This window comes from Streptomyces sp. NPDC031064, from assembly GCF_055570965.1.
The window spans coordinates 193,501-213,742 of sequence record NZ_JBVIGF010000002.1; the positions used below are offsets into that span (position 1 = coordinate 193,501).

Below are 20,242 nucleotides of genomic sequence, written 5' to 3' on the forward strand. Positions count from 1 at the left end.
GCGGTGCCCGTGCCTCGCGCGCACGCGCGCGCGTGCGGGGCGGTGGCCGGCGCGCCGCGGGGCGCCGGGCCGCGCGGAAGGGCCGGGCGGTGGCGACCGGGCGGGGCGGGCGGGGCGCACCCATGGCGTACCTGGCGGGGCGCGGGAGGCGGCGGGCGGGCGGGGCCGGCCGGCGGCCTCGGGTAAGCCCCGGTTCGGCGGGGTACGGTCCCGTCCGCGCGGCGCACATGGCGTGTCCCGGCGCGGTACGGGCCGTACGGCCCGCGCGGCTGGTGCGGCCCGGTACGGCGCGCTACGGGCCCCGGTCGGGCGGCACGTACCGGGAGCGGCCCGGCACGGAACGGCGGCGGCCCGGTGCGGATCGGCGGTGGACCGGCACGTACCGGGGGCGGCCCGGCGCGGCACTGGGCCGGGCGCGGCGGCCCTTCGGCGGGGCCTCCCCGCACTGCCCGGTGCCGCACTGCCCGGCACCGCCCCGTCCGGCACCGCCCCGTCCGGCACCGCACTGTCGGGTGCCGCACCGTCCGGTGCCGTGCTGCCCGGAACCGCCCACGGTGCCACTCCCGTCAGGGGGCGCGGCGGTCCCGCGCGCCGAGGCCCTCGTCGTCCGAGTCCGTCCACAGGGAGCTGTCGTACGGCGTGTCCGGAATGGTCACCAGGCCCTCGGGCCGGCCGACCGACATGGGGACCGGTTTCTCCTCCCGCTGCTGCGTGAGATTCCGTTCCAGATTGATGACCGACCGGGCCAGCTCCTCCAGGCGGCGCTTGACCTCTGTCAGATCGTCTTCGAGTGACATGAATTGCCCTCACTTCCGCAATAGCGGGTGGCAAACACGCGCCTGAGAGTGTCGCGCGTCACATCCCCCATTGTGAAGCCATGTGCACGGATTCCACCCTTCCGGGCCTTGGGCCGCACGGGTGGTGTTTGCGCGCGGTGTCGCCGTGTCGCCACCGCGGGGACCTTCCAGTGCATTTCAGTGTATGGGCAATAGGTGTGATCATCTCCAAATTCACCAAAACAGCTAAATTCCACAAAACAGGACGAAGAGGTACAAGACATGTCCCACGTCGGCGCCCCTCGGGGGAGGACATGCTCCCGGGGCCCCCGTTCCCGCACGCTCCGGTCCGCCGTCCTCCTCACCACCGGCGTACTCGCGGTCTCCGTACTGAGCGGATGCAGCTCCCCCGACGAGGAGAGCGACGCGAAGGCCGTCCCGCAGGACATCGCCCCCGCCGGGCGCGACAAGGTCGCCGACGGCGGCACGCTGCGCTGGGCCGTCGACACGATGCCGACCACCCTCAACGCCTTCCAGGCGGACGCCGACGCCACCACCGCGCGGATCACCCAGGCCGTACTGCCCAGCCTCTTCACCCTCGACGAGCGCGGCCGCCCCCAGCGCAACCCCGACTACCTGGAATCCGCCGAGGTCGTCGAGCGCGAGCCCAAGCAGGTCGTCCTCTACAAGCTCAACCAGCAGGCGGTGTGGAGCGACGGCCGCGAGATCGGCGCCCCCGACTTCGTCGCCCAGTGGCAGGCCCTCAGCGGCAAGAACTCCGCCTACTGGACCGCCCGCAACGCCGGCTACGAGCGGATCGAGAAGATCGAGCGCGGCGCCGGCGACCTGGAGGTCCGGGTCACCTTCAGCAAGCCCTACGCCGACTGGCGCGCGCTCTTCTCGCCGCTCTACCCCAAGGACGTCATGGGGACGCCCGCCGCCTTCAACGACGGCGCCCGCTCGAAGCTCGCCGTCACGGCCGGTCCCTTCCAGCTCAAGGGCGTCGACGCCCGCGGCGGCACGACCACGCTCGTCCGCAACCCGCGCTGGTGGGGGCAGCCCGCCAAGCTCGACGCGATCGTGCTGCGTGCCGTCCCCCGCTCCGGCCGCGCCACCGCCCTCGCCACGGGCACCCTCGACCTCGCCGAGGTCGACCGCGCCACGGCGGACCGGATCGCCCGCGCCGCGAAGGGCGCGGCCAAGGACGCGCACGGCCCGGGTACGGCCGCGACCCCGCCGGCCGCGCCGCCCCCGCCGGCCGCCCAGAAGCCGGCGCCGCCCGCGCCCGGCACCGACCCCGCGAAGGCCCGGCTCCACCAGGCGGCACTCCTGAAGAACCGGCAGGTGGCAGCGGCGTACGCGGCCGAGCAGAAGGCGCTGCGCGGATACGTGGTCCGCAAGTCGCTGGAGCCCGCGTACACGCAGCTCGCGCTGAACGGGGAGAGCGGCCCGCTCTCCGACGACCGGGTGCGCCGGGCGGTGGCCCGCGCCCTGGACCGCCAGCAGCTCGCCGACGCGGTCCTGAAGCCGCTGGGGCTGCCGGCCCACCCGGTCGGCAGCCACCTCGCGCTCGTCGGGCAGCAGGCGTACGCCGACAGCAGCGGCGCCCTCGGCGGCCAGGACACCGAGGAGGCCCAGGAACTGCTGGCCGACGCGGGCTGGACCCGCGGCGGGGCCCGCACGCCCGCCGCTCCGAAGGACGGCACCAAGGCGGGCGCCCAGGCGTCGCCCGGCACGGGCGGGAAGAACGGCGGCGAGGCCGACGTACCGTCCGACGAGGGGCTGTACATCGTCGGCGACGACAAGCCCGCCATCGGCGGCAACGACGGCCCGGAGGGCACCCACGTCCTGGCCCCCGCCCCCGCCGCGGCCGCCCAGGGCATCGCCCTGCACCGCCAGGCGGAGATCCTGGCCCGGGCCCGGTCCACGGCCGACCGTCCCGCGAACCGCCCGGCGGCCGCCCTCGGTGAGACCGACAAGGGCGCGGACCAGCCCAAGGCCCAGGGCGGCGGCGCCCCCGGCGCCTACGCCCCGCGCGGCACCGCCGTCCCCGCCCCGGCCGCCCCGGCCCCGGCGCGCGACGCGGCCGCCGGCCCGCTCGGCAAGGACGGCGAGTCGCTCACGCTCCGCTTCGTCCTCCCGGCCGGTCCGGACTCCGAGTCCCTGCGCACCGTCGGCGACAAGATCTCCCGGATGCTGGGTCGCATCGGCATCGGCACCGAGATCGTGAAGGTCCCCGACGACAGCTTCTTCAAGGACCACATCGCCTCCGGCGACTACGACCTCGCCCTCTACTCCTGGCCCGGGACGGCCTTCCCGGCCACCGACGGGCGGCCCATCTTCGCCAAGCCGCAGCCGGCCGCCGACGGCTCGCTGCTGGTGGAGCAGAATTACACCCGGGTCGGCACCGACCACATCGACCAGCTCTTCGACCAGGCGGCCGCCGAGCTGGACGAGAAGGCGGCCCGTGACCTGCTGAAGCAGGCCGACGCCCGGATCTGGGCCGCGGCCGGCTCCATCCCGCTCTACCAGCGGCCGCAGCTCGTGGCGGCCAAGCCCGCGGTGGTGAACGCCGGTGCGTTCGGCTTCGCGACCCCGCGTTACGAGAACATCGGCTTCGCGCGGAAGTAGCGGAAGCCGCGGAGGCAGTGGGAGCGGCGGAAGCGGGCGGACCGCAGAACCCCCACAGGTAACCTCAGAATCCGCTCAAGTCGCTTGCCCGCCGGTACCGCCGGCGGGCAAGCTCCGTTGCGGACCATGACCCGGGCCACACCCACGCACCCCCAGTGCACCGCAGTACACGCACCTGTTCGATCTTCTCCGGATGGGCCGGGAAGCCTTGCGCGCGTCGGCCCCGTACCATGGACACAGCCGTGGCGCGTCCGCCCGGCGGGCGTACGAGGAACAAAGAGACGCCGCACCCACGATCCGAGAGAAGCGCAAGCCACTCATGCCCACGCGCCACGACATCCGTAACGTAGCCATCGTCGCCCACGTCGACCACGGCAAGACGACCATCGTCGACGCCATGCTCAAGCAGGCTGGTGCCTTCGCCGCCCACCAGCTCGACTCCGTCGACGACCGCGTCATGGACTCGAACGACCTGGAGCGTGAGAAGGGCATCACGATCCTCGCCAAGAACACGGCGGTGAAGTACCACCCCAAGGACGGCGGGGCCCCGATCACCATCAACATCATCGACACCCCCGGCCACGCCGACTTCGGCGGCGAGGTCGAGCGCGGTCTGTCGATGGTCGACGGTGTGGTGCTGCTCGTGGACGCCTCCGAGGGCCCGCTGCCGCAGACCCGCTTCGTGCTCCGCAAGGCCCTCCAGCGCCGGATGCCCGTCATCCTGTGCATCAACAAGACGGACCGCCCGGACTCCCGGATCGACGAGGTCGTCAACGAGACCTACGACCTCTTCCTGGACCTGGACGCGGACGAGGAGCAGATCGAGTTCCCGATCGTCTACGCGTGCGGCCGTGACGGCATCGCCTCGCTGACCAAGCCGGAGGACGGCACGGTCCCGGCCGACTCCTCCAACCTGGAGCCGTTCTTCTCCACGATCCTGGAGCACATCCCGGCCCCGGTGTACGACGAGGACGCCCCCCTCCAGGCCCACGTCACCAACCTGGACGCCGACAACTTCCTCGGCCGTATCGCGCTGCTCCGCGTCGAGCAGGGCGAGCTGCGCAAGGGCCAGACGGTCGCGTGGATCAAGCGTGACGGCACCATCGCCAACGTACGCATCAGCGAGCTGATGATGACCGAGGCGCTCACCCGCAAGCCGGCCGAGATGGCGGGCCCCGGTGACATCTGCGCCGTCGCCGGTATCCCCGACATCATGATCGGTGAGACGCTGGCCGACCCCGAGAACCCGGTCGCGCTGCCGCTGATCACGGTCGACGAGCCCGCGATCTCCATGGTCATCGGTACGAACACCTCGCCGCTGGTCGGCCGTGGCGCCACCGGCAAGGGCGCGGACAACAAGGCGGCCGTCAAGGACCGCAAGGTCACCGCCCGCCAGGTCAAGGACCGCCTGGACCGCGAGCTGATCGGTAACGTCTCGCTGCGCGTCCTGGACACCGAGCGCCCCGACGCCTGGGAGGTGCAGGGCCGCGGTGAGCTGGCGCTGGCCATCCTGGTCGAGCAGATGCGCCGTGAGGGCTTCGAGCTGACCATCGGCAAGCCGCAGGTGGTCACCAAGGAGATCGACGGCAAGGTCCACGAGCCGGTCGAGCGCATGACCATCGACGTGCCCGAGGAGCACATGGGCGCCGTCACGCAGCTCATGGGCGTCCGCAAGGGCCGGATGGACAACATGTCGAACCACGGCTCCGGCTGGGTCCGCATGGAGTTCGTCGTGCCCTCCCGTGGCCTCATCGGCTTCCGTACCGAGTTCCTCACGCAGACCCGCGGCACGGGCATCGCGCACTCGATCCACGAGGGCCACGAGCCGTGGTTCGGCCCGCTCCAGACCCGCAACAACGGCTCGCTGGTCGCCGACCGCTCCGGCGCGGTCACCGCCTTCGCGATGACCAACCTCCAGGAGCGCGGCGTGCTCTTCGTCGAGCCGGGCACCGAGGTGTACGAGGGCATGATCGTCGGTGAGAACTCCCGCTCCGACGACATGGACGTCAACATCACCAAGGAGAAGAAGCTCACCAACATGCGCTCCTCCACGGCCGATGTGGCGGAGTCCATCGTTCCGCCGCGCAAGCTCTCGCTGGAGCAGTCGCTGGAGTTCTGCCGCGACGACGAGTGCGTCGAGGTGACGCCGGAGGCCGTCCGCATCCGCAAGGTGAACCTGGACGCGCGTGAGCGCGCCCGCGCCGCCTCGCGCGCCAAGCACGGCTGATCCGGCGCGGCGGCCGGGCCGGCCGCCGCCACGGACGTCAACTCCCCGGCCGGGGAGGGGCCATCGCCCCTCCCCGGCCGGGGAGTTTTTTCTGCGTCCCTCCGGGGCAGGCATGCCGCGCCCGCTCCTGTAGCAGCTCGGGACCCGTGCCCCCGCACCGGTCGGCGGACGGAGGTGTCGGCTGACCGCACGTCAAAGCGTTTTCCCGGCCGAAGCGTCCGCATATCGACCGTCGCTCTCCGGAACATGTGTTAACGGTCCGTTTCGCGGGTGTCTGTCTGTGATCGCTTTGTCCGGATTTCGGTCTTCGGGCCCTTGGTGATGTTGCCAAAACGAGACCCTTTAAGTGTGGTTTACGGCCCGGACGTACTTAATAGTTGGCTCCATTGAGCTCGGGTCAATGGGTCACGCGCTGTGGGGAGCGCCGACTCACGAGCACACTCGGGGCACTTGAGTCATCGCCGTCAGGGGTGTCGGCGTGCAACCTCGAAGTGCCCCTCTTGTAGTGACAAGTGGACTCATGAGGAGGAACCCATGCGCGGTGCCAAGAGCGCCAAGTGGGTCGCGGGCGCGATAGTCGTCGCCCTGGCAGCCACGGCTTGTGGCGGTGGCGGTAGCGACAGCAAGTCGGGCGGTGCCAAGCAGGTCGTGATGGAGCTCGGCGAGCCCCAGAACGGTCTGATCCCGTCGAACACGTACGAGTCCGAGGGCTCCGAGGTCATGAACGCCCTGTTCACCGGCCTCGTGCGGTACGACGAGAAGAACGAGACCCAGCTCGACATGGCGGCGTCGATCGAGACCAAGGACAGCAAGGTCTGGACGATCAAGCTCAAGGACGGCTACACCTTCCACAACGGTGAGCCGGTCACCGCGCAGTCCTTCGCGGACGCCTGGAACTACGGCGCCAACCAGGACAACACGCAGGAGACGAACCCGCTCTACAACAAGATCGACGGGTACGCCGACCTGAACCCGGGCGAGGGCAAGAAGCCCGCGACCGACAAGATGAAGGGCCTGAAGGTCGTCGACGAGAAGACCCTCGAGGTCACGCTCACGGCGCCGTTCTCCGCCTTCAAGACCATGCTGGGCTTCAACGCCTTCTACCCGCTGCCGAAGGCCTTCTTCAAGGACCCGAAGGGCTTCGAGACCGCGCCCATCGGCAACGGCGTGTTCAAGATGGACGGCAAGTTCGTCCGCAACCAGCAGATCAAGACGGTCAAGTACGACAAGCACCCCGACGCGGGCGAGATCAAGATCCCCGGCGTCACCTTCAAGATCTACAACAACCAGGACACGGCCTACCGTGACCTGCTCGGTGGCCGCGTCGACATCATGGACACCGTTCCGCTGTCCGCGATGACCACCGCCGCCAAGGACCTCGGCGACCGCTACATCCAGGGCACCGACTCCGGCGTCGGCTACATCGGCTTCCCGATCAAGTACAACAAGGCCTACGCGAAGCCGGAGCTGCGCAAGGCGATCTCCCAGGCGATCGACCGGAAGGCGATCACCGAGAAGATCTTCGTCAACACCCGTACGCCGGCGGACGACTTCATCAACCCGCTGGTCCCGGGCTACCGCAGCGGCGCCTGCGGCGCGCCCTGCACCTTCGACCCGGCCGCGGCCAAGAAGGCCTTCGACGCCGCGGGCGGCCTGCCGGGCAACAAGATGGAGCTCGGCTACAACGCCGACGGCGGCCACAAGGACTGGATCGAGGCCGTCGCGGCCCAGCTCGAGAAGAACCTCGGCGTCGACGTCACCGTCAAGCCGTTCGAGCAGTTCCAGACCATCCTGAACGACCTCGGCGACAAGAAGTACAGCGGCGCCTTCCGCCTGGCGTGGTCCATGGACTACCCGCACCCGGAGAACTACCTGCGCCCGGTCTTCTCCGAGGACGCCATCGAGCACGGCTCGAACTACTCCGGCTACGTCAACCCGCAGGTCGAGAAGTTCCTCGACCAGGGCGACACGGCCACCACCGAGGACGCCGCGATCAAGGCGTACCAGCAGGCTGACGACCTCATCCTGAAGGACATGCCGTACATCCCGGTGTACTTCTACAAGCTGAACGCCGGCCTCAGCAAGAACCTCAAGCCGGGCGTGCGGATCGACAACATGACCCAGATCGACTGGACCACGGTGAACCCCGCCTGACGGTTCAAAGGATCTCCGTAGGGAGATCCTGACAGCAGTGGGGGTGACGGGGTTCTGCCCCGTCACCCCCCTTCTGCCGTCCTGTTGTCGTCACCCCTCACCCGGGCCGGGGCCCACTGGAGTGCCCCTCCCGGTATCCGTACAACTGGAGACCTGATGGGTCGTTATGTAATCAGGCGTCTTCTGCAGGCGATACCCGTACTGCTCGGCGCGACAATTCTTATCTACTGCCTCGTCTTCCTCCTGCCCGGCGACCCCATCCAGGCGCTGGCCGGCGAGAAGAAGGCAGACCCCAACATCACCGCCATCCTGCGGGAGCAGTACCACCTCAATGACCCGCTCTACCAGCGGTACTGGTACTACATCTCCGGCGTGCTGACGGGCGATTTCGGCACCGACTTCACCGGCCGGCCGGTGGCCGAGATCATGAGCGAGACCTTCCCGGTCACGCTCAACCTGGCGGCCATCGCGTTCGCCGTCGAGGCGGTCGTCGGTATCGTCGCGGGCGTCTTCGCCGCGCTCGGTCGCGGCAAGTTCCTCGACAACGTCGTGCTGCTGTCGACCCTTCTCCTGGTCTCCGTCCCGGTCTTCGTGCTGGGCAACGTGCTCCAGCTCGTGCTCGGCGTCAAATGGGCCATCGCGCCCATCAGTTACGACTCCGAGGACATGACCACCCTCATCCTGCCGGCCGTGGTGCTCGCCTCCGCGTCGCTCGCGTACATCACCCGTCTGACGCGCACCTCCATGATGGAGACCATGCGCGCGGACTACGTGCGCACCGCCACCGCCAAGGGCCTGAGCCGGTCCCGGGTCATCGTGCGGCACGCCCTGCGCAACGCCATGATCCCGATCGTCACCTTCCTCGGTGTCGACCTCGGCGCCCTGATGGGCGGAGCGATCATCACCGAGCGCATCTTCAACATCCCCGGCATCGGCGGCACGCTCTACCAGGCCGTGTACCTGCGCCAGGGGACGACCGTCGTCAGCATCGTCACCGTGCTCGTCCTCGTCTACATCGCCGCCAACCTGATCGTGGACCTGCTCTACGCCGTGCTCGACCCGAGGATCCGCTATGCCTGAGAACACCTCCACCACCGTCGAGGAGAGCGCGGTTCCCGTCGCGACCGCGCCCGGCAGCGCCGTCAAGGGCACGAAGAAGGACAAGCCCGAGCGGGTCGCCAGCATGTGGAGCGACGCCCGTCGCGACCTGATGCACAACTGGGTCTTCCTGGTCTCCGCCGTACTGATCCTCTTCCTTCTGGTCATCGCCGCGTTCCCGGGCCTGTTCACCAGTGGGGACCCGTACGCGAAGGGGTTCTGCGACCTGTCGAACTCGGTCGTCCCGCCGAGCGGCGCGCACTGGTTCGGCTTCGACGTCCAGGGCTGCGACATCTACACCCGGACGATCTACGGCACCCGCAACTCGATCATCGTGGGTGTGCTGACCTCCGTGCTGACCACGCTGGTCGGCTGTGTCCTGGGCATGGTCGCCGGTCTGCGCGGCGGCTGGCTGGACGTCCTCGTCTCCCGCTTCACGGAGATCTGGTTCGCCATCCCGACGATGCTCGGCGGTCTGCTCGTGCTGGCCATGCTCGGCACCGGCAACGTGGTCACCGTCTCCCTGATCATGGCGGTGCTCGGCTGGCCGCAACTGTTCCGCATCATGCGCGGCTCGGTGATCACCAACAAGCAGAACGACTACGTCATGGCGGCCCGTGCGCTCGGTGCCGGCGGCTGGCGCATCGCGATGCGCCACATCCTGCCGAACGCGCTCGCTCCGGTGATCGTGGTCAGCACCATCAACCTCGGCGTCTACATCTCGGCCGAGGCGGCGTTCTCGTACCTCGGCATCGGTGTCCAGTCCCCGAACATCTCCTGGGGCCTGATGATCAGTGACGGCCAGGACCGCTTCCTGAGCGCCCCGCACATGGTGCTCTTCCCGTCGCTGTTCCTGAGCGTCACGGTCCTGGCGTTCATCATGCTCGGCGAAGCAGTGCGCGACGCCCTCGACCCCAAGCTGCGCTAGGAGGGCGTACGTTGACCACCATCGACAAGAAGACGAGCGCGTCCGGCGCCAAGAGCGCGTCCGGCGCTCCGCTCCTCGAAGTGCGTGACCTGCACGTCGAGTTCCACACCCGGGACGGCGTCGCCAAGGCCATCAACGGCGTGAGCTACAGCGTCGACGCCGGCGAGACCCTCGCCGTGCTCGGCGAGTCCGGCTCCGGCAAGTCGGTCACCGCCCAGGCGATCATGGGCATCCTCGACATGCCGCCCGGCCGTATCCCCAAGGGCGAGATCCTGTTCCACGGCGAGGACATGCTGAAGATGTCCGCCGAGGAGCGCCGCAAGATCCGCGGTCGCCGCATCGCGATGATCTTCCAGGACGCGCTCTCCGCGCTGAACCCGGTGCTCTCCGTCGGCTACCAGCTCGGCGAGATGTACCGGGTCCACCTGGGCATGTCCCGCAAGGACGCCAAGGCCAAGGCGATCGAGCTGATGGACCGGGTGAAGATCCCGGCCGCGGCGGCGCGGGTGAACGACTACCCGCACCAGTTCTCCGGCGGTATGCGCCAGCGCATCATGATCGCCATGGCGATGGCGCTGGAGCCGGACCTGATCATCGCGGACGAGCCGACCACCGCGCTCGACGTGACCGTCCAGGCCCAGGTCATGGACCTGCTCGCGGAGCTCCAGCGCGAGGAGAACATGGGCCTGATCCTCATCACCCACGACCTCGGTGTCGTCGCGGACGTCGCCGACAAGATCGCGGTGATGTACGCGGGCCGGATCGTCGAGCAGTCGCCGATCCACGACCTGTACAAGCGCCCCGCGCACCCGTACACCCGTGGTCTGCTCGACTCCATCCCGCGCCTGGACCAGAAGGGCCAGGAGCTGTACGCGATCAAGGGCCTGCCGCCCAACCTGATGAAGATCCCCACGGGCTGCGCCTTCAACCCGCGCTGCCCCAAGGCGGACGACATCTGCCGTACGGAGATCCCGGCCCTGGTGCCGGTGACGGAGCAGGACGGCGGCGAGCTGCCGGGCCGTGGCAGCGCGTGCCACTTCTGGAAGGAGACGATCCATGGCTGAGCTCAGGAAAGAGGACGAGGCCGTGGACGCGACCCCGAACGTCACCGAGGTCGAGACGGTCGACGCGGCGAGCGAGACCGCCTCGGTCGCCGCGATCGAGGCCCCGGTGGAGCGCGGTGAGCCGATCCTCCAGGTGCGCGGCCTGGTCAAGCACTTCCCGCTGACCCAGGGCATCCTGTTCAAGAAGCAGGTCGGCGCCGTCAAGGCCGTGGACGGGGTCTCCTTCGACCTCTACCAGGGCGAGACGCTCGGCATCGTGGGCGAGTCCGGCTGCGGCAAGTCCACGGTCGCCAAGCTGCTGATGATGCTGGAGACGGCGACCGCGGGCGAGATCTTCTACAAGGGCCAGGACATCACCAAGCTGTCCGGGCGGGCGCTGAAGGCGGTGCGCCGGAACATCCAGATGGTGTTCCAGGACCCGTACACCTCGCTCAACCCCCGCATGACGGTGGGCGACATCATCGGTGAGCCCTTCGAGATCCACCCCGAGGCGGCCCCCAAGGGCGACCGGCGCCGCAAGGTGCAGGAGCTGCTCGATGTCGTCGGTCTGAACCCCGAGTACATCAACCGCTATCCGCACCAGTTCTCCGGCGGCCAGCGCCAGCGCATCGGCATCGCCCGCGGCCTGGCGCTCAACCCCGAGATCATCATCTGCGACGAGCCGGTGTCGGCGCTGGACGTCTCCGTCCAGGCGCAGGTCGTCAACCTGATGGAGAAGCTCCAGGACGAGTTCAACCTCTCCTACCTCTTCATCGCGCACGACCTGTCGATCGTCCGGCACATCTCCGACCGCGTCGGCGTGATGTACCTCGGGAAGATGGCCGAGATCGGTACGGACGTACAGATCTACGACCACCCGACGCACCCCTACACCCAGGCGCTGCTGTCGGCCGTCCCCGTCCCCGACCCGGAGGCCCGCGAGGGCCGCGAGCGGATCATCCTCACCGGTGACGTCCCCTCGCCGGCGAACCCGCCGTCCGGCTGCCGCTTCCGCACCCGGTGCTGGAAGGCGGAGGACAAGTGCGCCACCGAGGTGCCGCTGCTGGCGGTCCCGGAGCGCTTCCAGGGCTCCGACAGCCCCGCGGCGCACGAGTCGGCGTGCCACTTCGCCGAGGAGAAGGACGTCGTCCACGCGGCGTAAGGCGCGGTCGTACGCGTACGAGGGTGCCCCGGCCCGTGAAGGCCGGGGCACCTTCGCGTGCCGGGCCGGGGCGGGCCGGGGCCCGGGGCCGGGGGGCCAGGGGCCGGGGCGGTGCCCGGGGCCGGGGGGGCCAGGGGCCGGGGCGGTGCCCGGCCGGCCGGGCGGGGCTCCGGCGGGGGCGGGGCGTCGCGCAAGCGGGTGGTGCCGTGCCCGGACGGGCGGGTACAGCGTGCGCGGGCGCACCGTATGGGGTGGTATGTGGGCCTAGCCATGAGGCGAGGACCACGACCAGGGGAGGCACCCCATGCGCGGAGCCACGCACGTCAGGGCGGCCGCGTGTGCCGTGGCCGTCGCCCTCGTGGCGACCGCCTGCGGTGGCGGCAACGGCGGCGTCGGCGGCGCGGACGGCATCATCAGCTCCTCCTGGGGCGACCCCCAGAACCCGATCGAACCGGCCAACACCAACGAGGTCCAGGGCGGCAAGGTCCTCGACCTGCTCTTCCGCGGCCTCAAGAAGTACGACCCCAGGACCGGCCAGGCCCGGGACATGGTCGCCGAGAAGATCGAGACCACCGACTCGAAGAACTTCACCGTCACGCTCAAGCCCGGCTGGAAGTTCAGCAACGGCGAGCCCGTCACCGCCGCGTCCTTCACCGACGCCTGGAACTACGGCGCCCACGTCGACAACAAGCAGGCCAACGCGCCCTTCTTCAGCGACATCGTCGGCTACGAGGACGTCCACCCCGCCTCCGGGGCCGCGCGGGCCAAGACGATGCGCGGCCTGGTCGTCAGGGACGACCGCACCTTCACCGTCGCGCTCAAGGACACCTTCTCCACCTGGCCCGAGACCCTCGGCTACCAAGCGTTCATGCCGCTGCCCCGGGTGTTCTTCACCGACCACGACGCCTGGCTCGCCAAGCCCGTCGGCAACGGCCCCTACACCGTCGAGTCGTACACCCGGGGCAGCAACATGAAGCTGCGCCGCTGGAACGGCTACGCGGGCGAGGACAAGCCCCGCAACGGCGGTGTCGACCTCGTCGTCTACACCGACAACAACAGCGCGTACACCGACCTGATCTCGGGAAACCTCGACCTCCTCGACGACGTGCCCGCGCAACAGCTCAGGAACGTCGAGGGCGACCTCGGCGACCGTTACATCAACCAGCCCGCCCTCATCGTCCAGACCCTCGTCTTCCCGCTCTACCGGCCCGAATGGAACAGGCCCGGCATGGAGAAGGTCCGCCGCGGCCTGTCCATGGCGATCAACCGGGAGGAGATCACCAAGCAGATCTACCAGGGCACCCGCACCCCCGCCAAGGACTGGACCTCGCCCGCCCTCGGCAGGACCGGCGGCTACCAGGAGCTCTGCGGCGACGCCTGCACCTACGACCCGGCCAGGGCCAAACGCCTCATCGAGGAGGGCGGCGGCCTGCCCGGCGGCCGGGTGACGCTCACCTCGAACGTCGACACCGGCTCGCACCGCGCCTGGATGGACGCCGTCTGCAACAGCGTCAACAACGCGCTCGGCCGGGGCGCCGTCTGCACCGTCAACCCCATCGGCACCTTCGCCGACTTCCGCAACCAGCAGACCACGGCCAAGCTCACCGGCCCCTTCCGCTCCGGCTGGCAGGCCGACTACCCGCTCATCCAGAACTTCCTGGAGCCGCTCTACTCCACCGGCGGGTCCTCCAACTACGGCAAGTTCAGCAACAAGGTGTTCGACGGCCTCGTCGACAAGGCCAACCGCGAGACCGACCGGGCCGCGGCCGTCAAGGACTTCCAGGCCACCCAGCGCATCCTCGCCGAACAGATGCCCGCCATCCCCCTCTGGTACCAGAACGGCAGCGCCGGCTACTCGGAACGGCTCTCCGACGTGACCCTCAACCAGTTCAGCGTCCCGGTCTACGACCGGATCAAGGTCCGCTGACGCCCCGCCCCGCGATCCTCCGGAGCCCTCATGGGACGCTATGTGATCCGGCGGCTGCTCCAGATGATCCCGGTGTTCATCGGCAGCACGTTCCTGATCTTCTTCATGGTGTACGCGCTCGGCGACCCGGTCGCGGCACTCTTCGGCGACAAGGCACCCGACCCCGCCACCGCCGCCCGCATCCGCAAGGACCTCCACCTCGACCAGCCGCTGTGGAAGCAGTACCTGCTCTACATGGGCGCCATCTTCCAGGGCGACTTCGGCACCGCGTTCAATGGCCAGAAGGTCACCGAACTGATGGCCTCCGCCTTCCCAGTCACGCTGCGGCTCACCCTCGTCGCCGTCGTCATCGAGATCCTCATCGGCATCACCCTCGGCGTCATCAGCGGGCTCAAGCGCGGCCGCCCCCTCGACACCGGCCTGCTCGTCCTCACCCTCGTCGTCATCTCCGTCCCCACCTTCGTCTCCGGCTACCTCCTGCAGTTCCTGCTCGGTGTGCAGTGGGGCTGGGTGCGCCCCTCCGTCTCCTCCGAGGCCCGCCTCGACGAACTGCTCCTGCCCGGCGTCGTCCTCGCCCTCGTCTCCCTCGCCTACGTCACCCGGCTCAGCCGCACCTCCATCGCCGAGAACGTCCGCGCCGACTACGTCCGCACCGCCATCGCCAAGGGCCTGCCGCGCCACCGGGTCATCACCCGCCACCTGCTGCGCAACTCCCTGATCCCGGTCGTCACCTTCATCGGCGCCGACATCGGCTCCCTGATGGGCGGCGCGATCGTCACGGAGCGGATCTTCAACATCCACGGCGTCGGCTACCAGCTCTACCAGGGCATCCTGCGCAACAACGCGCCCACCGTCGTCGGCTTCGTGACGATCCTCGTGATCGTCTTCCTGCTGGCGAACCTGCTCGTCGACCTGCTGTACGCGGTCCTGGACCCGAGGATCCGCTATGCCTGACACCCGCGACACCTACGACGACCCCGAGGACGTCATCGCCCCGACCGGCGCCGGAGGCGCCATGGACCTGGCGATGGGCGAGGCCGAGACCCTGGAGACGCCCTCCACGGGCCGCCCGCGCAGCCTGTGGTCCGACGCCTGGCACCAACTGCGCCGCAACCCCGTCTTCCTCGCCTCCGCGGCCCTCATCGCCTTCCTCGTCCTGATCGCCCTCTGGCCGCAGATCCTCACCGGCGCGGACCCGCTGCACTGCGACCTGTCCAAGTCCCAGGCGGGCCCAGCCCCCGGCCATCCCTTCGGGTACGACACCCAGGGCTGCGACGTCTACACCCGCACCGTCCACGGGGCGCGGGCCTCCATCACCGTCGGCGTGTGCGCCACCCTCGGCGCCGCCCTGCTCGGCAGCCTGCTCGGCGGGCTCGCCGGGTTCTTCGGCGGGTGGTGGGACGCGCTGCTGTCCCGGATCACCGACGTGTTCTTCGGCATCCCCGTCGTCCTGGGCGGCCTGGTGTTCCTGTCCGTCGTCACCAGCTCCACCGTCTGGCCGGTGGTCGGCTTCATCGTGCTGCTCGGCTGGCCCCAGGTCGCCCGCATCGCCCGCGGCTCGGTCATCACCGCCGGACAGCACGACTACGTGCAGGCGGCCCGGGCCCTCGGGGCCGGCAGCGGACGGATGCTGCTGCGGCACGTGGCGCCCAACGCCGTCGCGCCGGTCATCGTCGTCGCGACCATCGCGCTCGGCACGTACATCGCGCTGGAGGCCACCCTGTCCTTCCTCGGCGTCGGACTGCGGCCGCCCACCGTCTCCTGGGGCATCGACATCTCCAACGCCGCCCCGCAGATCCGCAACGCCCCCCACATGCTGCTGTGGCCGGCCGGCGCCCTGAGCATCACCGTGCTGGCGTTCATCATGCTCGGCGACGCGGTGCGCGACGCCCTCGACCCGAAGCTGAGGTGAGCCGTGCTCCTCGAAGTACGCGACCTGTACGTGGAGTTCCGCACCCGGGACGGGGTGGCCAGGGCCGTCAACGGCGTGACGTACTCCGTGGACGCGGGGGAGACGCTCGCCGTGCTCGGCGAGTCCGGCTCCGGCAAGTCCGTCACCGCCCAGGCGATCATGGGCATCCTCGACGTGCCGCCCGGCCGGATCACCGGCGGCGAGGTCCTCTTCCGGGGCCGGGACCTGCTCACGCTCAAGGAGGACGCCCGGCGCGCGGTGCGCGGCGCCGAAATGGCGATGATCTTCCAGGACGCGCTGTCGGCCCTCAACCCCGTGCTCACCGTCGGCGACCAGCTCGGCGAGATGTTCGTGGTCCACCGCGGCATGTCGAAGAAGGACGCCCGGGCCAAGGCCGTGGAGCTCATGGACCGGGTCCGCATCCCCGGCGCCCGCGAGCGGGTCGGCCAGTACCCGCACCAGTTCTCCGGCGGGATGCGCCAGCGCATCATGATCGCCATGGCGATGGCCCTGGAACCGGCGCTCATCATCGCCGACGAGCCGACCACCGCCCTCGACGTCACCGTCCAGGCCCAGGTCATGGAACTCCTCGCCGAACTCCAGCGGGAACTGGGCACGGGCCTGATCCTCATCACCCACGACCTGGGCGTCGTCGCCGACGTCGCCGACCGGATCGCCGTCATGTACGCCGGGCGGATCATCGAGACCGCGCCCGTCCACGACATCTACAAGGCACCCGCCCACCCCTACACCCGCGGTCTGCTCGACTCCATCCCGCGCCTGGACCACAAGGGCCGGGAGCTGTACGCCATCAAGGGCCTGCCGCCCAGCCTGACCGCCATCCCCTCCGGCTGCCCCTTCCACCCGCGCTGCCCCCGCGCCCGGGACATGTGCCGGATCGACGAACCGCCGCTGTACCCGGTCTCCGAGGACCGACGCAGCGCCTGCCACTTCTGGAAGGAGACGATCGATGCCTCCCCTTCTTGAGGCTCCCCGGCGTGGGGCTCCCCTTCTTGAGGTGCGCGACCTCGTCAAGCACTACCCGCTCACCCGCGGCGTCCTGTTCAAGAAGCAGATCGGCGCCGTCAAGGCGGTCGACGGGGTGTCCTTCGCCCTCCACCCCGGCGAGACGCTCGGCATCGTCGGCGAGTCCGGCTGCGGCAAGTCCACGGTCGCCAAGCTGCTCGTCAGCCTGGAACGTCCCACGTCCGGGCAGATCCTCTACAAGGGCGAGGACATCACCACGCTGTCCGGGCGCGCCCTGAAGGCGGTCCGCCGGAACATCCAGATGGTGTTCCAGGACCCGTACACCTCGCTCAACCCCCGGATGACGGTCGGCGACATCGTCGGCGAACCGTACGAGATCCACCCCGAGGCCGCGCCGAAGGGCGACCGGCGGCGCAGGGTGCGGGAGCTGCTGGACGTGGTCGGGCTCAACCCCGAGCACATCAACCGCTACCCGCACCAGTTCTCCGGCGGCCAGCGCCAGCGCATCGGCATCGCCCGCGGCCTCGCCCTCAGGCCGGAGATCATCGTGGCCGACGAGCCGGTGTCGGCGCTGGACGTCTCCGTCCAGGCGCAGGTGGTCAACCTGATGGAGAAGCTCCAGGACGAGTTCGGGCTGAGCTACGTGTTCATCGCGCACGACCTGTCGATCGTCCGGCACATCTCGGACCGGGTGGGCGTGATGTACCTCGGGAAGATGGCCGAGATCGGTACGGACGTACAGATCTACGACCACCCGACGCACCCCTACACCCAGGCGCTGCTGTCGGCCGTCCCCGTGCCCGACCCCGACGCCCGGGGGCGGAAGGAGCGGATTCTGCTCGCCGGTGACGTCCCCTCGCCCACCGGCGTCCCGTCCGGCTGCCGCTTCCGCACCCGCTGCTGGAAGGCGCGCGAGCGGTGCGCGCTGGAGGTGCCGGCGCTCGCCGTGCCGGCGGCCTTCCGTGACCTGGACACCCCGGCCCGGCACGACTCGGCGTGCCACTTCGCGGAGGAGAGGCAGGTCGTCCCGGCCGACGTCGAGATCGATATCCGGGGGCAAATGGGTTGATTGCCCATCAATTCCGTTAACACTCAGGCAACTTGCCGGAAGCGGTTTCGATATACGGACGCGTCAGTCTGAACAGCGTACGGCCGTGCGGGTGCCGTGGACCGGCCGGGGCGCGCCATGTCGCCCCGGCCGGTCGCCGTGCTACGCGAGCCCGAGCGACCGCTTCAGGAAGTCCACCTGGAGCAGCAGCAGGTTCTCGGCGACCTGTTCCTGCGGCGTCATGTGCGTCACGCCCGTCAGCGGCAGCACCTCATGCGGCCGGCCCGCCGCCAGCAGCGCCGACGACAGCTTGAGCGTGTGTGCCGCCACCACGTTGTCGTCCGCCAGCCCATGGATGATCATCATGGGGCGGTGCGGGGTCTCCGGCGCCGACAGACCGTCGTCCGTGATCAGCGAGTTCGCCTCGTACACCTCCGGCGCCTCCTGCGGCAGGCCCAGGTACCGCTCCATGTAGTGCGTGTCGTACAGCCGCAGGTCCGACATCGGCGCCCCGGCCACCGCCGCGTGGAACACGTCCGGCCGCCGCAGCACCGCCATCGCGGCCAGGTAGCCGCCGAACGACCAGCCCCGCATCGCCACCCGGCCCAGATCCAGCGGGAACCGGTCCGCCAGCCCGTGCAGCGCCTCGATCTGGTCGTCCAGCGCCAGGGTCAGCCGGTCCTTGATCGCCTTCTCCCAGCCCGGCGAGCGGCCCGGCGCGCCCCGCCCGTCCGCCACGATCACCGCGAAGCCCTGCTCGGCGAACCACTGCGAGGTCAGGTGCGGATTGTGCGCCGCCACCACCCGCTGCCCGTGCGGCCCGCCGTACGGGTCCAGGAGCACCGGCAGCGGCCCGTCGCCCTCCTGGTGGTTCCGGGGCAGCAGCACCGCGCACGGGATGCGGTGCGCGCCCGCCTCGGTGAGCGTCAGGCGCGGCGACAGCACCGGCTGCTCCGCGTACGACGCCACCTCCGCCACCGGCTTGCCCTCCCGCAGCACCCGCACCGACGTCCCCGGCTCACCCGGCCGCGCCGACGCCAGGACGGTCACCGCCCCGCACCGGACCGCCGAGTGGATTCCGGGCCCTTCGGAGACGCGTTCCACGCCCAGTTCGTTGACCCGGTACACATGAATCTCGCCAATTTCCGCCGCGGCGGCCTCCTCGCCCGCCGACGCCGACACCAGCACGTCGTTCTCGCCGACGTCCAGGACCGCCCGCAGATGGAGCTGCGCCCCCGTCAGCGTCCGGTCGCCGACCGCCAGCACCCGCGCCCCGCCCTCGTCGGCGATCCGCACCAGCCGCCCGTCCGGCGCCCACGCCGGCACCCCGCCGAGCAGTTCCAGCCAATCCGGATCCTCGTCGACGTGCACCGTCCGGGTCGTCCCCGTCGCGGTGTCCACCGCCAGGTACAACTGCGTGCGCTGGTCGCGGGTCTGCACGAGCAGCAGCGGCGCCCCGCCGGAGGACCAGTGCACCCGCGCCAGGTACGGGTAACGCGCACGGTCCCACTCGACCTCCGTACGCGTACCGTCCAGGCCGAGCAGACACAGCGACACCTCCGCGTCGGCCGTCCCCGCCGCCGGATAGGCCACCTTGACCGGCTCCCGCTCCGGATGCGCCGGATCGGAGATCCACCACCGCTGTACGGGGCTGTCGTCGGCCCGCGCGACCAGCAGCCGGTCCGACTCCGGCGACCACCAGTAACCGCGCGAGCGGCCCATCTCCTCGGCCGCGATGAACTCCGCCAGCCCGTAGGTGACGCCCTCCCCTTCCGGCTCGGCCAGGGCCCGGTCGTCGCCCTCGCCCCCCGTGCCCGTCACCCGCAGGGCGCCCCCGCTCACGTACGCCACGTGCCGCCCGTCCGGCGAGGGGCGCGGGTCGATCACCGGCCCGGGAACGCGCAGTTCACGCGCCGTCCCGGCCCTCAGCTCCGCCACGAACAGCCGCCCGGACAGGGCGAACGCGGCCAACTCGACGGCACCGTCCACCGCGTAGCCCACGATGCCGCCCGCGCCTTCCCGGCTGCGTTCGCGGCGCGCCCGCTCCTCGGCCGACAACTCCTCCTCCGCGCCGCCCAGCAGCGCTTCCGGGTCGGCGGCGACGCGCTCGCGCATGCCGTCGTCCAGGTCGAGCACCCACAGCCGGTTCGCTCTGTCGGTGCCGGAGGGGGAGCGGAGGAAGACGACCCGGGAACCGTCGGGTGAGACGGTGAACGCCCGGGGAACACCAAGGGTGTAGCGCTGGGTCCGTGCGTACTGGCGGGGGAATGAGAGCTGTTGCCTGGAGGTCATACGACCGAAACTAGCGGTCGTGCGCCCCCATGTGCTGCCGTGCACCGATCGATGCGT

Annotated in this window: 14 protein-coding genes; 12 read left to right on the forward strand and 2 right to left on the reverse strand. The window is 70.1% G+C overall.

All coding sequences use genetic code 11. The annotated features are described in order from the left end of the window. Window positions 1-566 precede the first annotated feature (566 nt). Window positions 567-797, reverse strand: a complete 231-nt coding sequence (locus ACZ46W_RS07635; RefSeq protein ID WP_366127637.1) for a hypothetical protein — start codon at window positions 795-797, stop codon at window positions 567-569. A gap of 261 nt (window positions 798-1,058) precedes the next feature. Here ACZ46W_RS07635 and ACZ46W_RS07640 point away from each other — a divergent pair, with 261 nt between their 5' ends. The 12 genes from ACZ46W_RS07640 to ACZ46W_RS07695 all read left to right on the forward strand — a co-directional run bounded on the left by ACZ46W_RS07640 (window position 1,059) and on the right by ACZ46W_RS07695 (window position 17,914). Continuing rightward, entirely contained in the window at window positions 1,059-3,407 is a 2,349-nt protein-coding gene (locus tag ACZ46W_RS07640; protein WP_468332982.1) for an ABC transporter family substrate-binding protein, read from the forward strand. 319 nt (window positions 3,408-3,726) lie between these two features. Next, the gene (typA, locus tag ACZ46W_RS07645; RefSeq protein ID WP_468332985.1) at window positions 3,727-5,634 is read left to right on the forward strand and encodes a translational GTPase TypA; all 1,908 of its coding nucleotides are present in this window, start codon (window positions 3,727-3,729) and stop codon (window positions 5,632-5,634) included. A 534-nt stretch (window positions 5,635-6,168) separates the two neighbouring features. Further along, window positions 6,169-7,788: a peptide ABC transporter substrate-binding protein gene (locus ACZ46W_RS07650; protein WP_468332988.1), complete on the forward strand. Its 1,620-nt coding sequence runs from the start codon at window positions 6,169-6,171 to the stop codon at window positions 7,786-7,788. Window positions 7,789-7,944: 156 nt separating this feature from the next. Further along, complete coding sequence (locus ACZ46W_RS07655) at window positions 7,945-8,868, forward strand: ABC transporter permease (RefSeq protein ID WP_468332991.1); 924 nt, start codon at window positions 7,945-7,947, stop codon at window positions 8,866-8,868. Next, window positions 8,861-9,814 (forward strand): ABC transporter permease, encoded by a 954-nt coding sequence (locus tag ACZ46W_RS07660; RefSeq protein WP_468332994.1) that lies wholly within the window; start codon window positions 8,861-8,863, stop codon window positions 9,812-9,814. Before ACZ46W_RS07655 ends, ACZ46W_RS07660 begins: the two co-directional genes overlap by 8 nt. Window positions 9,815-9,825: 11 nt before the next feature. Then, entirely contained in the window at window positions 9,826-10,878 is a 1,053-nt protein-coding gene (locus ACZ46W_RS07665) for an ABC transporter ATP-binding protein (protein ID WP_468332997.1), read from the forward strand. Then, window positions 10,871-12,019: an ABC transporter ATP-binding protein gene (locus tag ACZ46W_RS07670; protein ID WP_468333000.1), complete on the forward strand. Its 1,149-nt coding sequence runs from the start codon at window positions 10,871-10,873 to the stop codon at window positions 12,017-12,019. The genes ACZ46W_RS07665 and ACZ46W_RS07670 overlap by 8 nt, the downstream gene beginning before the upstream one ends. Before the next feature lie 304 nt (window positions 12,020-12,323). Continuing rightward, a complete protein-coding gene (locus tag ACZ46W_RS07675) occupies window positions 12,324-13,946 on the forward strand; it encodes a peptide ABC transporter substrate-binding protein (protein WP_468333003.1) in 1,623 nt (540 codons plus the stop codon). A gap of 30 nt (window positions 13,947-13,976) precedes the next feature. Continuing rightward, complete coding sequence (locus ACZ46W_RS07680) at window positions 13,977-14,900, forward strand: ABC transporter permease (RefSeq protein WP_468333006.1); 924 nt, start codon at window positions 13,977-13,979, stop codon at window positions 14,898-14,900. After that, window positions 14,893-15,858, forward strand: a complete 966-nt coding sequence (locus ACZ46W_RS07685) for an ABC transporter permease (protein WP_468333009.1) — start codon at window positions 14,893-14,895, stop codon at window positions 15,856-15,858. Before ACZ46W_RS07680 ends, ACZ46W_RS07685 begins: the two co-directional genes overlap by 8 nt. 3 nt (window positions 15,859-15,861) lie before the next feature. Further along, window positions 15,862-16,845 (forward strand): ABC transporter ATP-binding protein, encoded by a 984-nt coding sequence (locus tag ACZ46W_RS07690; RefSeq protein WP_468333012.1) that lies wholly within the window; start codon window positions 15,862-15,864, stop codon window positions 16,843-16,845. Then, window positions 16,829-17,914 (forward strand): ABC transporter ATP-binding protein, encoded by a 1,086-nt coding sequence (locus tag ACZ46W_RS07695; RefSeq protein ID WP_468333015.1) that lies wholly within the window; start codon window positions 16,829-16,831, stop codon window positions 17,912-17,914. Before ACZ46W_RS07690 ends, ACZ46W_RS07695 begins: the two co-directional genes overlap by 17 nt. A gap of 141 nt (window positions 17,915-18,055) precedes the next feature. Here the strand turns inward: ACZ46W_RS07695 and ACZ46W_RS07700 are convergent, their stop codons facing one another. Then, on the reverse strand, window positions 18,056-20,185 hold the full coding sequence (locus ACZ46W_RS07700) for a S9 family peptidase (protein ID WP_468333018.1): 2,130 nt from the start codon (window positions 20,183-20,185) through the stop codon (window positions 18,056-18,058). Window positions 20,186-20,242: the final 57 nt, after the last annotated feature.

Coding starts and splice junctions, on each gene's coding strand:
- ACZ46W_RS07635 (WP_366127637.1), bottom strand. CDS start 797: ATGTCACTCGAAGACGATCTGACAGAGGTCAAGCGCCGCCTGGAGGAG.
- ACZ46W_RS07640 (WP_468332982.1), top strand. CDS start 1,059: ATGTCCCACGTCGGCGCCCCTCGGGGGAGGACATGCTCCCGGGGCCCC.
- typA (WP_468332985.1), top strand. CDS start 3,727: ATGCCCACGCGCCACGACATCCGTAACGTAGCCATCGTCGCCCACGTC.
- ACZ46W_RS07650 (WP_468332988.1), top strand. CDS start 6,169: ATGCGCGGTGCCAAGAGCGCCAAGTGGGTCGCGGGCGCGATAGTCGTC.
- ACZ46W_RS07655 (WP_468332991.1), top strand. CDS start 7,945: ATGGGTCGTTATGTAATCAGGCGTCTTCTGCAGGCGATACCCGTACTG.
- ACZ46W_RS07660 (WP_468332994.1), top strand. CDS start 8,861: ATGCCTGAGAACACCTCCACCACCGTCGAGGAGAGCGCGGTTCCCGTC.
- ACZ46W_RS07670 (WP_468333000.1), top strand. CDS start 10,871: ATGGCTGAGCTCAGGAAAGAGGACGAGGCCGTGGACGCGACCCCGAAC.
- ACZ46W_RS07675 (WP_468333003.1), top strand. CDS start 12,324: ATGCGCGGAGCCACGCACGTCAGGGCGGCCGCGTGTGCCGTGGCCGTC.
- ACZ46W_RS07680 (WP_468333006.1), top strand. CDS start 13,977: ATGGGACGCTATGTGATCCGGCGGCTGCTCCAGATGATCCCGGTGTTC.
- ACZ46W_RS07685 (WP_468333009.1), top strand. CDS start 14,893: ATGCCTGACACCCGCGACACCTACGACGACCCCGAGGACGTCATCGCC.
- ACZ46W_RS07695 (WP_468333015.1), top strand. CDS start 16,829: ATGCCTCCCCTTCTTGAGGCTCCCCGGCGTGGGGCTCCCCTTCTTGAG.
- ACZ46W_RS07700 (WP_468333018.1), bottom strand. CDS start 20,185: ATGACCTCCAGGCAACAGCTCTCATTCCCCCGCCAGTACGCACGGACC.